Here is a 16649-nt window from a genome sequence, read left to right as displayed (position 1 = left end):
GGGTTGGGCGTCCGGGCCGTTCCGCCCGCCCGGATCGACGACAGGTCGCCTGGTCAGCCCCAGCGGGTCGCCCGCTGTGCCGCCGCCGTCAGCGCGGCCCGGGCGGCGGCGCTGACCTCGACGACCAGTTCGGCCGCCGGTACGTCCCGGGCGAGGGGGTGCGCCTGCCCGGCCCACAGATTCACCACCGAGGCGTCGCCGTCGCGCCGGGCGGCGGCGAGCAGCGGACGGGTCAGGTGCAGCACCTGCGGGTAGCCGGCCGGCGCGACCGCGTCGTGCGTACGCAGGAAGTCGTTGACCACGCCGCGGGCCCGCTTGCCGGTGTAGGCCCGGGTCAACGCCGTCGGCGCGGCGCTGGCCACCGCCGCCCGGTGCAGGGGTGAGCTGCCCGCCTCCGGGCAGCGCAGGAACATGGTGCCGAGCTGGGCGGCCTGCGCCCCGGCGGCCAGCGCCGCCGCCAGGGCGGGGCCGTCGGCGATGCCACCGGCGGCCACCAACGGCCGGTCGCATTCGGCGGCGGCCAGCCGGAGCAGCGGCAACAGCGCGTAGTCGTCGTCGTCCGGGATCCCGCCCCGGTGCCCACCGGCCTCGGTGCCCTGCACCACGACGGCGTCCACGCCCAGCTCGGCGGCGGCCGTGGCGGCGGCCGGGCGGGTGACGGTGGCCCACACCTCGGTGCCGCGCTCCCGCAGGGCGGCCACCACGGCGCGGTCGGGCAGCCCGAACGCGAAGGACACCACCGGGACCGGGTCCGCGAGAAGCGCGGCCAGCTTCTCCGGGTACGCGTCGTCGCCGCCCACCGGCTCACCCAACCGCACTCCGAGGCGGTCGGCGTGCGGGGCGAGCCGCTGCGCGTACGCCCGGATGGCGGCCTCGTCGACCGTGTCGTCGCCGGGCAGGAAGACGTTGACCCCGAACGGCCGGTCGGTACGCGCGCGCACCTCGGCGATGTCGGCGACCAGCCGCGCGGTGTCGATCATGCCGGCGGCCAGGAAGCCCAGCCCGCCGACGGCGGAGACGGCCGACACGAGGGCCGGGGTGGACGGGCCGCCGGCCATCGGCGCGGCGACGATCGGGTGGCGCAGCTCGGACAGCACGGACATCCACCCATCCTGCCGCAGCGCGCCGGTCCCCCGGCTCGCGACGCGGTGCCCGCCCGCACACCGTGCCGCGCGCCCGGCCCGCCGTCGTCGGTCAGCGTCGGTCGGTGTGCCGCCGCCACAGCACCCCGGCCGCGGCGACGAGTGCCAGTAGCGTCCCGGCGCCGGCGGCCAGCGGCCAGGTCCGACCGCCCCCGATGCCGGCCGCCTGTGCCGCCGGGCGGGCCGGCGGGGGCGACGGCGGGGCCGCCGTGGTGGACTCCGCCGGGTGCGGGGCGGCGGCCGTCGCCGTCGCGGCCGGATACCGCAGGATCGTCGGGCGGCTGCCGGCCGGTTGGTCGGCGGACTCGGAGACGGTGAGCAGGGACCGGCCGTCGCGGCTGTAGGTGATCGACTCGCCCTGCGGCTCGTCGGGCAGCGGCGTGACCCGTGGGGTGCCACCGGTCAGCGCGCCGACCACGTCACCGCCGACCACGTCGTACTCGAACGCGTCGGCGTAGCTCCGCAGCACCACCCGGCGGCCGTCCGGCGCGTTCGCCGCCCCGGTGACGACGCCCCGCCCGAGGAACGAGAACGGGTTGCTGGTGGTGCTGGACGGAAGGACCACCCGGCCGACCGAGGCCAGCGGTGTGGTGACCCCCGGCTTCAGCGCGGTGGCCGGCGAGTACACCACGACGGTGCCGCTGCCGCCCTTCGTGATAATCAGCGGCTGGCCGGCCGCGTCGAGCAGCAGCGCCTCGGCGTCGTGCGGATTGTCCGGGTACCTCATCCGGTACAGCACCGGCCGGTCCGCCCCCGGCGCGAGCCGCCACAGCGCGATCGTCTCGCGGTTGCGGTCGTTGTCACCGGTGTCGGCGACCCAGATGGTGCCGTCCCGGCCGAGGGCCAGGTCCTCGGTGTCCCGGGGACGGGAGGGGTAGCTGACCGTCCGCGCCACCGCGCAGCGCCGGTCCAGGAAGAAGATCCGGAGGCGGGCCTCGTCGTCGGCGCCGTCGTTGACCACCACGTACCCGTCGTCGGTGGCGACCATCCCGGAAATCTCGGTAAGCCGGTCGTCGCGGACCTGGCACACGGGCGCCCCCGCCGACGCCGCGCCGGCGGCCGCCGGGCCCGGCGACTGCACCGCGGCCAGCGGCACCGCGCCGGTGACGAGAGCCGCCAGCGTCGCCGCCGCGCGGACGTGCCGCCCCCGGGTCACCCAGCCGCGTACCCGCATCGCCCGCCTCCTCGCCGCGGCCGTTGTCCGGCCGTCCCGCCCATCCTGGCCGATCGTGACTAGCGGCGGCGACCATCCGCGCGGACCCGACGACATCCGCGCCGCCAACCGGGGGGCTCGCAGGGGGCGGACGCCGGTCCACCGGGACACGAGGTGGACCGGCGTCGGACCCGCTACCTCGTGGACCAGCGCTGCGCGCCGCTGCCGTTGCAGGTCCAGAGCTGGACGGCGGTCCCGTTGGCGGTGCCGGCCGATGCCACATCGACGCACTTGCCGACGCTGGTCAGCACGATCGCCCCGTCGGAGCGGAAGGTGAACCGCTGGGCGGCACCGCCGTTGCAGGTCCAGATCTGCACCCTGGTGCCGTCGGCGCTCGCGCCGCCCTGCACGTCCAGGCAGCGGTCGCCGTAGACCCGCAGCTCCCCGGCGGCGGTGCGGGTCCAGCGCTGGTTGGCGGCGCCGTGGCAGTCCCAGATGATGACCGGGGCGCCGGCGGTGGTGCTGGCGCCGGAGACGTCCAGGCAGCGCCCGGAGTTCGGGTTGAGCAGGCCGACCGGGGTGCCGACCGGCGGTCCGCTCGGCGGGACGAGGCTGCCCGGCACCGATCGCAGCGCGTCGTACCACCGGGCGGCCATCTTGTCGTACCCGCCGGCGTTGGGGTGGACCCCGTCGGCGAGATCGGCGGTGCTCAGGGCCGCGTGCATGTCGACCAGGTGCACCCGGCTGCCCTTCTGCGCCACGATCCCGGGGATCGCCGCGTTGTACGTCTGCACCCGGGCCTGAAGATTCGGGTCGGACTCCGGGATGATGGTGGCGACGAAGAGCTCCACCTCCGGCGCCGTCGCCCTGATCTTGTCGATCAGCGCGGAGAGCCGGGCTGGCGCGTTGGCCAGGTCGTAGTTCTGGTTCACGTCGTTGGTGCCGATGTGCAGCAGGACCGTCCGCGGGGCGGTGGCCCGCAGCCAGCCGACGATGTTGGCGTCGAGCTGGTCGATGCGCCAGCCCGAGTGGCCCTCGTGGTCGTGGTCACCGAGGCTGGCCGGCCCGTTGAACTGCGAGCCGACGAAGTCGACGGTGTAGCCGCCGCCGGCCAGCCGCTGCCACAGGTTGATCCGGTACCCACCGGGCACGTTGAACCCGTCGGTGATCGAGTCGCCGAGCGGCATCACGCGTACCCCGCCGTTCGACTCGGCCTGGGCGGGTGCGACCTGGGCCAACGCCAGTACGGCACCCAGGGCGAGCCCGAAGGCCCCGGCGGCGGCCCGTCGTGCGTTCCATCGCATGGTTGATCCCTCTCCTCGCGGGTCGTTCGGGACCGTCGTGGCACGCCGCCCGCCGAAAACGGCTACCACATCCGAACGGATCCATCGATGCTCGGCTATCAGACGGGTGGGCCGGACCCGGCCCGGCACGGCCGCGAGCCGAACGCCGCGCTGGCTGCGCCGAACGGTTCGCGGGGACCGGCACCGCCACCGGATCTGTCGTACCCGTAGTCCATGATCGTGTCGTCGTAGCGGCACCGGCACCGGCCGGCGTGCGCACCACCCTTGATTCTTCTCGAAGTGGGAGGCCGTGACGTGACGAACGCCGACGGAGCCGACTGGCGGCGGCGCAGCGTGGTGGCGGTGGTGCCGCCCGCCCGCCCCCGCAAGCTGGCCAAGGTGCCCTTCGTCGAGCTGGCTGACGGCCGGTTGCAGGGCGTGGTCTCCAGCGGGTCGGACGTCGAGCGGGTCTACGTCTCGTCGGTCGCCGCCGGCACCCACGCCTACCAGTGCAGCACCAACAACAACCGGCTCTGCGGCGGCCTGCGCGGCATCCCGTGCAAGCACCTGCACGCGCTCGCCGACGAGGCCGTCCTCCAGTACGGCGTCGACCGGGTGGCCCGCTACCTGCGGGTCGACGTCGGCGACGGGCTGGCCGACGGCAGCGAGCTGCTGTCCCGGCTCGACGGCCAGCCCGAGCCCGCCTCGGCGGCGGTGGTGTTCAGTCGCTTCCTGCGCCACCTCTCCTACCTGGAGCTGCCCGTCAGCGCTGTCGCGCTGCCCGAGCTGCACTGGTTCCCGGCCACCGGGTCCGGCCGCTGATGCGCGGCGCCCAGGTCGCGCGCCTGCATGCGGTCCCGGCCGGGTTGAGCGACGCGCTCGACGTGGTCGCCGGCTTCGACGACGCCCTCGCCGACGGCTTCGGTCGGATCGGCGAACGGGGCGCCGCGGCGCTCGCCGCGCTCGCCGACGCGCTGGCCGGCACCCCACTGGGTGGCCCGGTGACCGCCGCGGTCGACGCGGTCACCGCCGGATCGGTTACCCCGGAGCACCTCGCCGCGCTCGCCGGGGCGCGCTCGGCGCTGCTCGGCGCGGCACACGACGCCCTGCTCGGGCAGCTCGACGAGGCGTTGGGCCGCACCCGGTCGCCGTGGACGACGCCGACCACCGGGCCCTCCGAGACGCCGCCCGCGCTCGCCGGAGCGCGGGCCTGGTGGCACGAGGTGGCGGTCACCGGCTGGCGTGGCGTCGACCACGAGTTGCTCTCCGCCGCCGCCGGGGTGGTCGAGGCCAGCCTGGCCGTGCCGGAGCTGCGCCGGATCGCGGTGCTGCTCGACGGGCTCGCCGCGGAGCTGCGGGCCTGCGTTCCGGTCGCCACCATGGCGCAGGTGCCGGCCCGCCGCTGGGCCGACCTGTGGGCCCGTGGCGTCCTGCTCACCGAGGGCGCACCGCCGACCGGTGAGGCGCCGGCGGTCTCCGGGCGGCTGTTGCCGCTCGGTGTGGACGTGCACAGTCACGACACCGCCGTGCAGGTCCAGCTGCACGCCGTCCTGGAGCCGGCGGACGGCGGGCCGGCGCTGCTGGTCCGCACGGCGGTCGCCGCCGCGAAGGTCGACACGATCGTCGGGCCGGCGATCTGGCGGCTGCTGTCGGCACACCCGCTGCTGCTCACCGCGCTGGCCGAGCGGCGGGCGCTGGTCGTGACCGATCTGCCGCTGCGCGGTGGCGACCTGGGCTGGGTCGATGACCGGGTCCAGCTCGACGAGCCCGCCGACCCGTTCGCCACCGCCCGGGTGCTGTTGCCGGCCGCGAGCACGGCCGCGACCGACCCCCTCGACCGGCACCCGACGGGCATCGCCGAGCCGGTGCTCGTCGAGGGCGCCGCGATCCGCGACGAGGACGGCACGCTCGGCATCGAGGTGGACGGCGAACGGGTCGTGCTGGCCGTCGACCGGCTGCCGGCCGCCGGCCCGCTGACCGCCGACCTGGTCGCCGCCGCGTCGGCCTGCCTGGGCCTCCTACGCTGGGACGACGGCCGCTGGCTGCTCCAGCCGTTGGCGGTCCGGGCGACTGTGAAGCGGCGGACGGTGCAGGCACACAACGGCGACTGGGCGTGCGGCGTCACCGATCCGAAGGTCGCCAAGGAGGAGGCCCGGGCGGGCGACGCCGTGGCCGTGTTGCGCGAGCGCGCGGGACGGTTGCTGCGCCGATGACCGCGCCGATCCCCACCGGCGGGTTCGCCGACGCCAACCGCCGTCAGGTCCTCTACTGGCGGCTGCTGTCCCGCCTCTTCGACCGCGACGAGCAGCCCGGCCTGGAGTCGGCGAGCGTGGCCGTGGTCGACGACCTCGGGCTGCCCGCCGCCCTGCTGGACCCGTCGGTCTCGGTGGACACCATCGTGCAGCGCTTCCCGGCACTCGCGGCAGAGCTGCGCGGCCTGCTCACCTCCGCCGAAGCCCAGCCGCACGACGACCGGCCGCACGACGCCGAGCCAGACACCGTCGGGCCGGAGGGCACCGCGCCGGAGGGCACCGGGCCGGTCGGGTCGGAGGGCGACGGCTCGGCCTACCGGCCGGGTGCGGCCGAGGTGCGCCGGGCGGCGCTGGTGTCGAAGGTGCTGCTGAACGTGTTCGCCACCGGCTCCGGTCCGGTCAGCGCCACCCAACTGGCCCGCTGGCAGTCCGACGCCGGCTGGTTCGAGCAGGCCCTCGGCTGCGAGCCCGGCGAGCTGCGCCGTCAGGGCGGCGGGCTGGGCGGCACCCTCGCCGGCCTGGAGGGTGACCTGGTCCGACGGATGCACCTGCGGGAGGTGCTCGCCGACCCCGCGCTGGCCAGCCAGCTGACCCCGAGCATGTCGCTGATCGAGCAGTTGCTGCGCGACAAGGCCAACCTGTCCGGGGTGGCGCTGGCCAACGCGAAGGCACTGATCCGGCGCTTCGTCGACGAGGTCGCCGAGGTGCTCCGGACGCAGGTGCAACAGACCAGTGTCGGCGCCCTGGACCGGTCGGTGCCGCCCAAGCGGGTGTTCCGCAACCTGGACCTCGACCGCACGATCTGGCAGAACCTGACCAACTGGAGCCCGGACGACGAGCGGCTCTACGTCGACCGGCTCTACTACCGGCACACCGCGCGGCGTACCACGCCGTCCCGGCTCATCGTCGTCGTCGACCAGTCCGGCTCGATGGTCGACGCGATGGTCAACTGCACGATCCTCGCCTCGATCTTCGCCGGGCTGCCGAAGGTCGACGTGCACCTCGTCGCGTACGACACCCGGGCACTGGACCTCACCCCGTGGGTGCACGACCCGTTCGAGGTGCTGCTGCGTACCCAGTTGGGCGGCGGCACCGACGGCACGGCGGCGCTGACGCTGGCCCGGCCCAAGATCGCCGAGCCGAAGAACACGGTGCTGGTGTGGATCTCCGACTTCTACGAGGCCAACCACCAGGCGGTCTTCGACGGGCTCCAGGCCGTACACCGTTCCGGCGTCAAGGTCATTCCGGTCGGCTCGGTCAGCAGCTCCGGGCAGCAGAGCGTCAACCCCTGGTTCCGGCAGCGCTTCAAGGACCAGGGCACCCCGGTCATCTCCGGTCACATCCGCAAGCTCGTCGTCGAGCTGAAGAACTTCCTCACCTAGGAGAGCAACCCCTCATGTCCGAGATGCTGCGCGCCCCCGCCGAGGTCACGTACGCCGACGAGCTGGATTTCCTGGAGTCGGTCGACACCGGCCCGAAGCCGTTCTCGTGGCGCCTGAGCCCGCGCATGGTCCGGCTGTTCGTCCTCGGCTCGGAGCGGGCCGACGGCCTGTCCCGGGAGATCCCGCAGAAGTGGTTCGGCGACCGCAGTTTCGTCGAACGGGCCATCGTCACCCTCGCCTCGGACCGGGGTCTGCTGCTGATCGGCGATCCCGGCACCGGCAAGAGCTGGCTGGCCGAGCTGCTGGCCGCCGCGATCTGCCGCAACTCGACCCTGGTCGTGCAGGGCACCGCGGGCACGACGGAGGACCACATCAAGTACTCGTGGAACGTCTCCATGGTGATCGCCAAGGGCCAGTCCCGCGAGTCGATGATCCCCTCACCGATCATGACGGCGATGGAGCGTGGCGTGGTCGGGCGTTTCGAGGAGCTGACCCGCTCCACCAGCGACGTGCAGGACGCCCTGATCTCGATCCTGTCCGAGAAGTACGTCGCCATCCCCGAGCTGGACCAGGACAACATCGTCTTCGCCCAACCCGGTTTCTCGATCATCGCGACCGCCAACAGCCGGGACCGGGGCGTCAACGACCTCTCCTCGGCGCTCAAGCGGCGGTTCAACTTCGTGCGGATTCCGGTGGTGACCAACAAGCGCAGCGAGGCGGAGATCGTCCGGTTCCGCACCGAGGAGCTGCTGCGCCGGCACCGCATCGAGTTGGACGTCCCGCCGACCCTCCTGGACATCCTGTTGCAGAGCTTCGCCGACCTGCGCGCCGGCGCCGCCGCCGCGACCAGCGACGACGAGAAGTTGGAGTCGGCGCTGTCCACCGCCGAGCAGATCGGTGTGCTGGAGGACGCCATCCTGCACAGCCAGTTCTTCGGCGACCGTACGCTGCGCGCGGCGACGCTCGCCGGCTCGCTGGTCGGGTCGCTGGCCCGGCGCAGCCCGGAGGACCTGGCGATCCTCAACAAGTACCTGCACGGGGTGGTGGAGCCCCGGGCCCGCAAGGACGACGACGGGTGGGCGGGCTTCCTCGACGGCGGTCGTCAGGCGATCGCGTCCCTGTCGTGACCGCGTCCACCGTCGCCGGCCCGTTCGGCGCGCTCCGCGAGCAGCTCAGCGACGCGGCGGCCGCGTTCGCGGGCTCCGCCGACGCGCTCGGCGCGATCCTCGCCGGCATGGTCGACGACGTCGACCGGGCGCTCGGCGAGCGACTGGAGATCTTCCCGGTCTGCCACCACTCACCGGCCTCCGCGCTGGCCATGGTGCGCCGGCTGCGGGCCAAGCAGCCCCGGGTCATCTACCTGGAGCTGTGCGAAGATCTCCAACCGCTGCTCGGGGAGCTGCGCAACTGCCGTCTGCCCGTCGCGGTGCAGGCGTTCGCGTCGGAGCTGTCCGGCTTTCCCGCCGACTGGGGGCCGCTCAGCGTCGTCGCGCCGGTCACCGAGGCGTCGGCGGAGTACCAGGCCATCGCGTACGTGCTGGAGACCCCCGGCGTGGAGCTGGTGCTGGTGGACCGCTCCACCGACCACGTCTTTCAGTGGTCGCCGCGCGATCAGCCGACCGGCGGGAGCGGCGCGGCCGGGGCGACCGACGGGGGCGGCGCGGCCGGGCCGGCCGCCACCGGAGAGGAGTCCGGGCTGCACGGCGACGCCGTCGGGGTGGAGATCGGCGACCTGCGGCCCCGGTTCGCGGAGCTGGAGGCGTACCTGCTGCACCACGGCAAGGTGCGGCACTGGTCGGAGTGGTGGGACCAGTACGTGGAACGCCCGCTGGCCGACGCCGACCACGACACCTACCGGCAGGTGATGGTGCTGATCGGCAGCCTGTTCCGGCGGCTGCGCCCGGCCGGGGAGGATCGGCTGGACCGCGACGAGGATCGCGAGCGGTACATGTGGACGCGGATGCGTCAGCACCTCGCCACCTCCGGCGTCGATCCGGCCGACTGCCTCTACGTCTGCGGCGCGTTCCACGCCGCCAGCCGGGTCGAGCAGTTCGGGCTGGGCTCCACCGTGGACGACTTCGAGATCACCCCGCGCACCGACACCCGCTGGCGGTACGGCCTGATCCCGTCCAGCCATTCGGCGATCGAGGCCCAGTTCGGGCTGGCGCCGGGCTCGGTGTCGATCGCGGCGGCGACCTGGACGAAGGCGGTGGGCCGGCACGGGCTGTCCCCGTACCGGCTGGACGGCCAGCGCACCGGAACCAGCCGGGGGCGGCGGGGCCGGACCCCGACGGCGCCCTCCCCCGCCGGGCCGGTCAGCGACCGGCTCACCGGTTTCCTCGCCGCGGCGCCTGACCTGGACGGCCTGGACGAGGCGGAGCTGCGCGGCTGGTGCGTGGACATCGTCCGGCTGGCCCGGCGCAACGGGTACCTGGCCAGCACCGCCGACGCGATCGCCGTCTTCGAGACCTCGGTACTGCTGGCCGGCCTGCGCAACCGGGCCCGGCCCACCCCGTACGACTTCGCCGACGCGGCGGTCACCTGCATCGAGAAGGACGTGGTGCCCGGCCGGCGCGACGTCCGGCGGCTCTGCGAGATCCTGCTGGGCGGCGACCGGATCGGTCAGGTCGGCTACGACGCCCTCCCGCCGCTGGCCCGCGACGTGCTCGATCGTCTCCAGCCCCTCGGCCTGGCCCTGGAGAAGCGGACAGTGCAGCGGGCGCTGCTCGATCTGGCCGCCCAGCCGGAGCTGGGCCGCTGCTCGGACCTGCTGTGGATCCTGCGGCACCTGCTGCCACCGGCCGCGGTCCGCCCGATCATGGGCGAGCGTCGGCTCGGGCACCGTTCGGTCCAGGAGAGCTGGGACCTGGCGCTCGGCCGCCACCAGCGGGCGCTGATCGAGCTGGGCTACGAGGGCGTGACCGTCGAGCAGGTCCTGGAGCAGCGACTGCGGCGGGCGGTACGCGGCCCCGACGCCACCGCCGCGGGTGCGCTGGCCGCCGTCGAGGACGCCATCCGGCTGCTCGACAGCCCTCGTCTGGTCGACGAGTTGGGGGCGCGTGCGGTGGACCTGCTCGCCGCCGAGCGCACCGTCGACGACGCCCCGGACGTGCTGCGCCGCATCCGGCGCCTGCTGGCCCACTACCGGGCCACCGCGCCGACCCTTCCGCCCTGGTGCGCGGCGTTCGTGACCACCGGGTACGCGCACTACTGCACCCTGCTGCCGACCGCCATCGCCGCCGAGGAGACCGGGGTCCGGCAGGTCGGCGCGATGCTCGGCTTCCTGTTCTCCATGGAGGGCCTGGCGCTGTCGCTGGGCTGCGACCGGTCTCAGTTGGAGCTGGCCGTCGGGCAGTCGCACCCGACGGCGCCGGCGAAGGTCGCCCTGCTCTGGGCGGCCCGACACCAGCTCGACCTGCTGCCGCTGGCCGAACTGCGGGCCCGGTGTGCCGAGCTGCTGGCCAACCCGCTGGTGGTGCCGGCCTTCCCGCAGTATCTGGCCGGGTTCGTGCACGCGCTGGAGCCGGTGCCCGCGCTGGCGCCGTTCGTCGTCGAGACGATGTCCACCGCCTTCGCCCGGCTACCCGACCCGGTGCTGCTGCCGTGGCTGCCGACCCTGATCACGACACTGCGGGACCAGGGGCCGGAGCTGGTCCCGCTGCTGATCCGCGAGGCGGGGCGCACCTTCCCGGAGGCGCTGCCGGAGCTGGATTCCTGGGTGCCGCCGTGGGTCGCGTCCCCGCCGCCGCCGGGAGTGGGTGCGCAGGAGGTGGGCGACATGCGCGCCGTCGTCGCGCCACGGGGTCGGGTGGGCGTCCTGGTCGCCGCGCATCCGGAGGCGGTCGACGCGATCGCCTCTCTGCTCGGACACGACGGCGGGTGGCTGCCGGTCACCGACGCTCCCGCCGACCCGGGCGGCGTGGCCGCGCTGGTGGCGAAGCATCCCGACACGGTCGAGGCCGTGGCCGCGCGAGTGCTGGCCCAGGCGTGAGCGCGACCACGGCGGGTAGGCAGCGGCCCGGCGGCACGTCGACACCCGTCGGGCAGGAGGCTTTCGATGAGCACGTTCCGGGATGATCAGGGCGAACCGATTCCTCCGCCGGAGGCGGACGCCGCCGAGCAGCGGCAGGACGCGTTCGACGTCGGGCCGCCGGATCGGATGTCCGGCGACGTCGACCCGGAGGCGTCCGAGGCCGACCTGGCCGAGCAGGGCGCCCTGCCGGGCGGCACGCTTGAGGAGGTCACGTCGCTCCCGGCGGAGGCCAACCCGGCGGATGCCCTCGAACAGCGTCAGGAGATCCCCGCGCGCGACGAGGGTCGCCGCACCTGACCGCGCCGGTCGCGGCCCGACGAGGCTGCGACCGGCGGGCGGATCGGGTCCGTTGCCGCCGGGTCAGCCGGCGACGACCTGCCACAGCAGGAACGCGTTGAGCGCGACGACCAGGAGGGCCACCAGCGCCGCGGCGGCGGTGGTGAGCGGGTGGTTGACCAGGTTGCCCATGAGGTCGCGGCGGCGGGTGAAGGCGACCACCGGGATCAGCGCGAACGGGATGCCGAAGCTGAGGATGACCTGCGACAACACCAGGGCGCGGGTGGGGTCGAGGCCGATCGCGAGCACGGCCAGCGCGGGTGCCAGGGTGACCAGCCGGCGCAGCAGCAGCGGGACCCGGCGGCGCAGGAAACCCTGCATGATCACCTCGCCGGCGTAGGTGCCGACGCTCGTGGAGGCGAGCCCGGAGACCAGCAGGGCGACCGCGAACCCGAACGCGGCGAAGGTACCGATGCTCTGGCCGAGGCCGGCGTGCACCCCCTCCAGGCTGTCGGCGCCCACCGGGCCGCCGCCCCGGAAGCTGGCCGCGGCGATGAGCAGCATGGCGAGGTTGACCGCGCCGGCCGCCGTCAGGGCCAGCAGCACGTCGGTGCGCTGGCCACGGAAGAGGGTACGGCGCTCGGCGTCGTCGGTCGCGGGGATGCGGTCGCGGGTCAGCGCGGAGTGCACGTAGATGACGTGCGGCATGACTGTGGCGCCGAGGATTCCGGCGGCCAGCAGCACGCTGTCGGTGCCCTGGAGCCGGGGCGCCAGGCCGGCCACGGCGGAGCCCGGATCGGAGCCGGCGGCGAGCAGGTTGGCCGCGAAGGCCAGGACGATGACGCCCAGCAGCACGGCGATGGCGATCTCGAACGCGCGGAACCCGCGCGAGCGCAGGGCGAGCACGACGAAGGCGGCGGCGCCGATGATGATCCCGCCGGGCAGCAGCGGGATGCCGAAGAGCAGGTACAGGGCGACCGCGCCACCGATCACCTCGGCCAGGTCGGTGGCCATCGCGACGAGTTCGGCCTGCACCCACATCATCCGGTTCACCGGGCGGGGCAGGCGCTCGCGGCACAGCTCGGGCAGGCTGCGGCCGGTGGCCAGGCCCAGCTTGGCAGTGAGGGTCTGCACCAGCATGGCCATCAGGTTGGCCACGACCACCACCCCAGACGAGCAGGTAGCCGTAGCGGGCGCCGGCAGCCGAGTTGGTGGCGAAGTTGCCCGGGTCGACGTACGCGACGGCGGCGACGAACGCCGGGCCGAGCAGAATCAACCGCCCGCGTACCCGGCCCCGGGCGCGAGCGACCTGCAACGGCGTCGCCCTCGTCGTCGTGAGTTCGTTGGTGACCATCGAGCACCTCCCCCTCCGCACGGATCGCGTGCCGGTTCCCTTCCCGGGTGGCTGACCCGTCGGTGCCAATCGCTGGCCCGGGGGTGCCAGGGCGGCGGAGCCGCTTGACAGAGGGCGGGCGTCCTACCAAGCTGTCTATTAGTCCTACTGTCGTAGGACAACAGGAAGGATCATCACGAGTGATCGAGTTCGTGCTGGACAGCCGGTCGAAGGTGAACACCTACATGCAGCTCGTGCAGCAGGTGAAGCAGGCGCTGCGCGTCGGTCTGCTCGCACCCGGCGACCAGCTGCCGAAGGTCCGGGACGTCGCCCAGTCGCTGGCGATCAACCCGAACACGGTGCTGAAGGCGTACCGGGAGTTGGAGATCGAGGGTCTGGTCGGCGGCCGACCGGGGGTGGGCACGTTCGTCCAGCGCACCCTGGCCGGCGCGTCCCTGCCCAACCAGGCCGAGCTGCGCGACGACCTCGTGGCGTGGCTGCACCGGGCGCAGGCCGCCGGCCTCACGGCCGAGGACGTCGTCGCCCTGGTGGAGACCACACTGCGCGCCACTCTCGCCGACGACACCCCACAGAAGGAGCCCGCGTGAGCGGGCGAGCGCAGCGAGCACGCGGCGCTACGAGAGGACAGAGGATGGACATGGTCTTGGAGGCCGACCGGCTGGGCAAGCGGTACGGCAGAACGTGGGCGCTGCGGGACTGTTCGCTGCACCTTCCGGCCGGGCGGATCGCCGCGCTGGTCGGGCCCAACGGCGCGGGCAAGAGCACGTTGCTGCACCTGGCCGTCGGGCTGCTCAAGCCCGACGAGGGCGCGGTGCGGGTGTTCGGCAGGTCGCCGTACGGCGACACGGAAGGGCTGGCCGACATCGGGTTCGTCGCCCAGGACACCCCGCTGTACCCGGACTTCACCGCCGCCGAGCTGGTCATCGCCGGCGGCGAGCTGAACAGGCGGTGGGACGCGGCGCTGGCCCGGACCCGGTTGGCCCAGCTCGGCATACCGCCCGACAAGCCGGTCGGCAAACTCTCCGGCGGGCAACGGGCCCAGGTGGCGCTCGCTCTGGCGCTGGCCAAACAACCCCGGCTGCTGCTGCTCGACGAGCCGGTGGCCAGCCTCGATCCGCTCGCCCGGCGGGAGTTCCTCCAGTCGCTGATGGGCAGCGTCGCGGACTCCGGGACCACAGTTCTGCTCTCCTCACACCTGCTGGCCGACCTGGAGCGCGTCTGCGACCACCTGATCGTGCTCAACGCCGCCCGGGTGCAGCTCACCGGCTTGGTCGATGACCTGGTGGCGACGCACCGGCAGCTCGTCGGCCCCCGGCACGACGGCGGTCCGATCGGCGGCGTCGCGCAGGTGGTCCGGGCCAGCCACACCGACCGGCAGTCCACGCTGCTGGTGCGCACCGACGGCCCGGTCACCGACCCCGCCTGGACCGTGCGCGACGTCAGCCTGGAGGACGTCGTCCTGGCCTACCTGGCCGACGGCGTCACGCAGACCAGTCACAGCGAGTGGGGGGTGGCGGCATGATCTGGCTGACCTGGCGGCAACACCGCAAGCTGGCGTTCTACACCCTCCTGGGGTTCCTGGTGCTCGCCGCCGTGCTGGTGCCGATCGGCCTGTCGATGCGGCACACCTTCGCCGACCTCGGGCTGGCGGAGTGTCTGCGCCCGTCCACCCTCAGCGAGGCTGCCGCGCAGACCTGCGACGTGGGCCTGCGCCGTTTCAGCGACCGGTACGACAGTCTGAACCTGGTGGCGGTGCTGCTGATCACCCTGCCGGTGCTGGTCGGCCTGTTCTGGGGCGCGCCGCTGGTGGCTCGCGAGGTGGAGCAGGGTACGCACCGGTTCGTCTGGACCCAGGGCGTCGGCCGCACCCGCTGGGCGCTGGTGAAGTTCGGGCTGGTCGGCGGTGCCGTCGTGCTCCTCGCGGCCGGCTACGGACTGGGCATGTCGTGGTGGGTCCAACCGCTCACCCACGCCGCGCACCAGGGCCGACTCGGCATGATCGTCTTCGACCTGCAGGGCATCGTGCCGATCGGCTACACCCTCTTCGCCGTGGCGCTCGGCATCTTCGCCGGCACCATCTTCAAGCGGATGCTGCCCGCCATGGGCATCACCCTGGCCGGGTTCATCGGCGTACGGGCGGCGGTGGAGATCCTGGCCCGACCGCACTACCAGCCCGCCCGCACCCAGACCTTCCCGATCGAGGGGCCCGGGATTCCGGAGGGAGACCGGGGCAACTGGGTTCTCGCCGTGGGAGTCCGCAACGCCGACGGCACGATGGCGGCGGAGAACACCCGGATCCAGTGCCCGCCGGGTGGCAAGGGCCCGACCGGCCAGGCCTGCGGCGCCGAGCTGGGTATCGGACCGGGCGCGTACAACTGGGAGCTGTACCAGCCGGCGGACCGGTTCTGGTTGTTCCAGAGCATCGAGACGGGCATCTTCGTCGCCCTCGCCGTGCTCCTGCTCTACCTCGCCGTGCGTCGGGTCCGCCGGATCGCGTAATCGGGGGCGGGTGATCGCCGGAGCCACGGGGGCCTCGGCGATCACCCGTCAGCGCAGACCCTCGGCGGTCAGTTTGAGCCAGGACGCGAGGTCACGCAGCTCGTCGTGCACGGCTCGGGTCAGCTCCGCGGTGAAGGGCACGTCCTCGTGGACGGCGTGCACCGTGAACGTGCCGCGCCGACGGTCGGCCGTCGCGTCGACCTTCCCGACCAGCGAGTCGCCGTGCAGGATCGGCAACGCGAAGTAGCCCCACCGCCGGCTGGCCTTCGGCTTGTACATCTCCAGCACGTACTCGTACTCGAAGAGCTCGGCGAGACGGACCCGGTCGTGCACCAGCCGGTCGAAGGGCGACAACACCGCCGTACGCCCGGCGAAGGGCTGCCCGAGCGCGGCCGGATCCACCCGCCAGACGCCCGGGACGCCCTCGACGACCGCCGGCTCCCCGGCGGCGCCGACGTCCGCCGGCTCACCCGGAACGACCATCGCCCTCTCCCGCGCGATGCCCAGGGCCCGCAGCCGCCGCTCGTCGCGGGCCCGGCGTGCCTGCTCCAGCGGGACCACCGGCGTGCCAGCCGGGTAAACCCGCTGCGCCACGCCCCAGAGTCGTTGCCGGCCCTGGCGACCGGCGATCGCGACCTCGCCGCGCAGGACCAGGAACTCCAGCATCTGGGTGACGTTGCGGTTGTTGGTCCAGCCGGACGACGGCCAGGGCACCACGCACGTGTCCGGGATGTCCCGGGAGAGCAGCGGCCCGTCGGCGGCGAGCCGGTCGAGCACGTTTCGGCGGAACGAGTCGTTGGCGCGCAGCCACTCGCGCTGCCGCTCGTGCGAGGGCCACTGCGCCATCGCGGCCAGATAGAGCCCCAGATCCTCCATCGGGCGCACCATCGCCTGGTATTCGAAGAGCGTCCGGTCCCGTTCCAGGGCCCGCCGCAGCCGCTCCGGCTGGTACGACGAGCCGAGCCGACTCCAGCAGACCAGGTCCGCGCTCGGCGCGACGGCGGCGGTCGGGTCGATCTGCACCAGGGTCAGTTGTCGGACCACCGCCAGCAGGTCGGTCGGGCGCGGGGCGGCCAGCAGTTGGGCGCGGACGGCGATCCGCCGGGCCTGTGCCCTGTCGAGTTGGTGGACGACCACGCCGCCGAGCTTAGCGGCGCGCACCGACATCACTCCGCTCGGCGAAGTCGGATTCCGGCCCGTCGCCAACTCGACTCAACGTGCCGATTCACTCACCCACGGTGCTCCGATGTGGACCCCGGGCCCGGGTTGGCCGGG

At 73.7% G+C, this 16649-nt stretch carries 13 protein-coding genes and 1 pseudogene; 9 read left to right on the top strand and 5 right to left on the bottom strand.

Annotation, left to right across the window (positions count from 1 at the left end):
- Positions 1–53: 53 nt before the first annotated feature.
- The 3 genes from ACFYPH_RS13930 to ACFYPH_RS13920 all read right to left on the bottom strand — a co-directional run bounded on the left by ACFYPH_RS13930 (position 54) and on the right by ACFYPH_RS13920 (position 3599).
- The gene (locus ACFYPH_RS13930) at positions 54–1103 is read right to left on the bottom strand and encodes a nitronate monooxygenase (protein WP_387181737.1); all 1050 of its coding nucleotides are present in this window, start codon (positions 1101–1103) and stop codon (positions 54–56) included.
- Positions 1104–1194: 91 nt separating this feature from the next.
- Positions 1195–2316: a hypothetical protein gene (locus ACFYPH_RS13925; protein WP_387181734.1), complete on the bottom strand. Its 1122-nt coding sequence runs from the start codon at positions 2314–2316 to the stop codon at positions 1195–1197.
- Between the two features lie 173 nt (positions 2317–2489).
- Positions 2490–3599 (bottom strand): lectin, encoded by a 1110-nt coding sequence (locus ACFYPH_RS13920; protein WP_387181732.1) that lies wholly within the window; start codon positions 3597–3599, stop codon positions 2490–2492.
- A 333-nt stretch (positions 3600–3932) separates the two neighbouring features.
- Between ACFYPH_RS13920 and ACFYPH_RS13915 the strand changes: the two genes are divergently transcribed.
- The 6 genes from ACFYPH_RS13915 (at position 3933) to ACFYPH_RS13890 (ending at position 11542) form a co-directional block, all read left to right on the top strand.
- The gene (locus ACFYPH_RS13915; protein ID WP_387182325.1) at positions 3933–4400 is read left to right on the top strand and encodes a hypothetical protein; all 468 of its coding nucleotides are present in this window, start codon (positions 3933–3935) and stop codon (positions 4398–4400) included.
- Entirely contained in the window at positions 4400–5791 is a 1392-nt protein-coding gene (locus ACFYPH_RS13910) for a hypothetical protein (RefSeq protein ID WP_387181729.1), read from the top strand. The genes ACFYPH_RS13915 and ACFYPH_RS13910 overlap by 1 nt, the downstream gene beginning before the upstream one ends.
- Positions 5788–7212: a VWA domain-containing protein gene (locus tag ACFYPH_RS13905; protein WP_387181726.1), complete on the top strand. Its 1425-nt coding sequence runs from the start codon at positions 5788–5790 to the stop codon at positions 7210–7212. The genes ACFYPH_RS13910 and ACFYPH_RS13905 overlap by 4 nt, the downstream gene beginning before the upstream one ends.
- Positions 7213–7226: 14 nt before the next feature.
- On the top strand, positions 7227–8339 hold the full coding sequence (locus ACFYPH_RS13900; protein WP_234582269.1) for an AAA family ATPase: 1113 nt from the start codon (positions 7227–7229) through the stop codon (positions 8337–8339).
- The gene (locus ACFYPH_RS13895) at positions 8336–11203 is read left to right on the top strand and encodes a DUF5682 family protein (RefSeq protein ID WP_387181722.1); all 2868 of its coding nucleotides are present in this window, start codon (positions 8336–8338) and stop codon (positions 11201–11203) included. The genes ACFYPH_RS13900 and ACFYPH_RS13895 overlap by 4 nt, the downstream gene beginning before the upstream one ends.
- 66 nt (positions 11204–11269) lie before the next feature.
- Positions 11270–11542 (top strand): hypothetical protein, encoded by a 273-nt coding sequence (locus ACFYPH_RS13890; RefSeq protein ID WP_355068884.1) that lies wholly within the window; start codon positions 11270–11272, stop codon positions 11540–11542.
- Positions 11543–11605: 63 nt separating this feature from the next.
- Here the strand turns inward: ACFYPH_RS13890 and ACFYPH_RS13885 are convergent.
- A pseudogene (locus ACFYPH_RS13885) lies at positions 11606–12875 on the bottom strand (Nramp family divalent metal transporter).
- Positions 12876–13054: 179 nt separating this feature from the next.
- On the opposite strand from ACFYPH_RS13885, the gene ACFYPH_RS13880 reads away from it, so the two are divergent.
- The 3 genes from ACFYPH_RS13880 to ACFYPH_RS13870 are packed head-to-tail and all read left to right on the top strand — an operon-like array spanning position 13055 to position 15374.
- Positions 13055–13462 (top strand): GntR family transcriptional regulator, encoded by a 408-nt coding sequence (locus ACFYPH_RS13880; protein WP_355068880.1) that lies wholly within the window; start codon positions 13055–13057, stop codon positions 13460–13462.
- Between the two features lie 44 nt (positions 13463–13506).
- Positions 13507–14397 carry an ABC transporter ATP-binding protein gene (locus ACFYPH_RS13875; protein WP_387181718.1) on the top strand — a complete coding sequence of 297 codons (891 nt, stop codon included), beginning with the start codon at positions 13507–13509 and terminating at the stop codon, positions 14395–14397.
- A complete protein-coding gene (locus ACFYPH_RS13870) occupies positions 14394–15374 on the top strand; it encodes an ABC transporter permease (RefSeq protein WP_387181715.1) in 981 nt (326 codons plus the stop codon). The genes ACFYPH_RS13875 and ACFYPH_RS13870 overlap by 4 nt, the downstream gene beginning before the upstream one ends.
- 48 nt (positions 15375–15422) lie before the next feature.
- Here ACFYPH_RS13870 and ACFYPH_RS13865 read toward each other — a convergent pair whose 3' ends face one another.
- Complete coding sequence (locus ACFYPH_RS13865; protein WP_363939031.1) at positions 15423–16535, bottom strand: DNA glycosylase AlkZ-like family protein; 1113 nt, start codon at positions 16533–16535, stop codon at positions 15423–15425.
- Between the last annotated feature and the right edge of the window lie 114 nt (positions 16536–16649).

The organism is Micromonospora sp. NPDC005252 (assembly GCF_042872475.1).
GTDB lineage: Bacteria > Actinomycetota > Actinomycetes > Mycobacteriales > Micromonosporaceae > Micromonospora.
This window is presented reverse-complemented; position numbering and strand designations above follow the sequence as displayed.

Bases quoted from the DNA above. Each gene is read 5' to 3' on its own strand.
- ACFYPH_RS13930 (WP_387181737.1), bottom strand. From the start codon at position 1,103: ATGTCCGTGCTGTCCGAGCTGCGCCACCCGATCGTCGCCGCGCCGATG.
- ACFYPH_RS13890 (WP_355068884.1), top strand. From the start codon at position 11,270: ATGAGCACGTTCCGGGATGATCAGGGCGAACCGATTCCTCCGCCGGAG.
- ACFYPH_RS13920 (WP_387181732.1), bottom strand. From the start codon at position 3,599: ATGCGATGGAACGCACGACGGGCCGCCGCCGGGGCCTTCGGGCTCGCC.
- ACFYPH_RS13870 (WP_387181715.1), top strand. From the start codon at position 14,394: ATGATCTGGCTGACCTGGCGGCAACACCGCAAGCTGGCGTTCTACACC.
- ACFYPH_RS13900 (WP_234582269.1), top strand. From the start codon at position 7,227: ATGTCCGAGATGCTGCGCGCCCCCGCCGAGGTCACGTACGCCGACGAG.
- ACFYPH_RS13910 (WP_387181729.1), top strand. From the start codon at position 4,400: ATGCGCGGCGCCCAGGTCGCGCGCCTGCATGCGGTCCCGGCCGGGTTG.
- ACFYPH_RS13875 (WP_387181718.1), top strand. From the start codon at position 13,507: ATGGACATGGTCTTGGAGGCCGACCGGCTGGGCAAGCGGTACGGCAGA.
- ACFYPH_RS13925 (WP_387181734.1), bottom strand. From the start codon at position 2,316: ATGCGGGTACGCGGCTGGGTGACCCGGGGGCGGCACGTCCGCGCGGCG.
- ACFYPH_RS13905 (WP_387181726.1), top strand. From the start codon at position 5,788: ATGACCGCGCCGATCCCCACCGGCGGGTTCGCCGACGCCAACCGCCGT.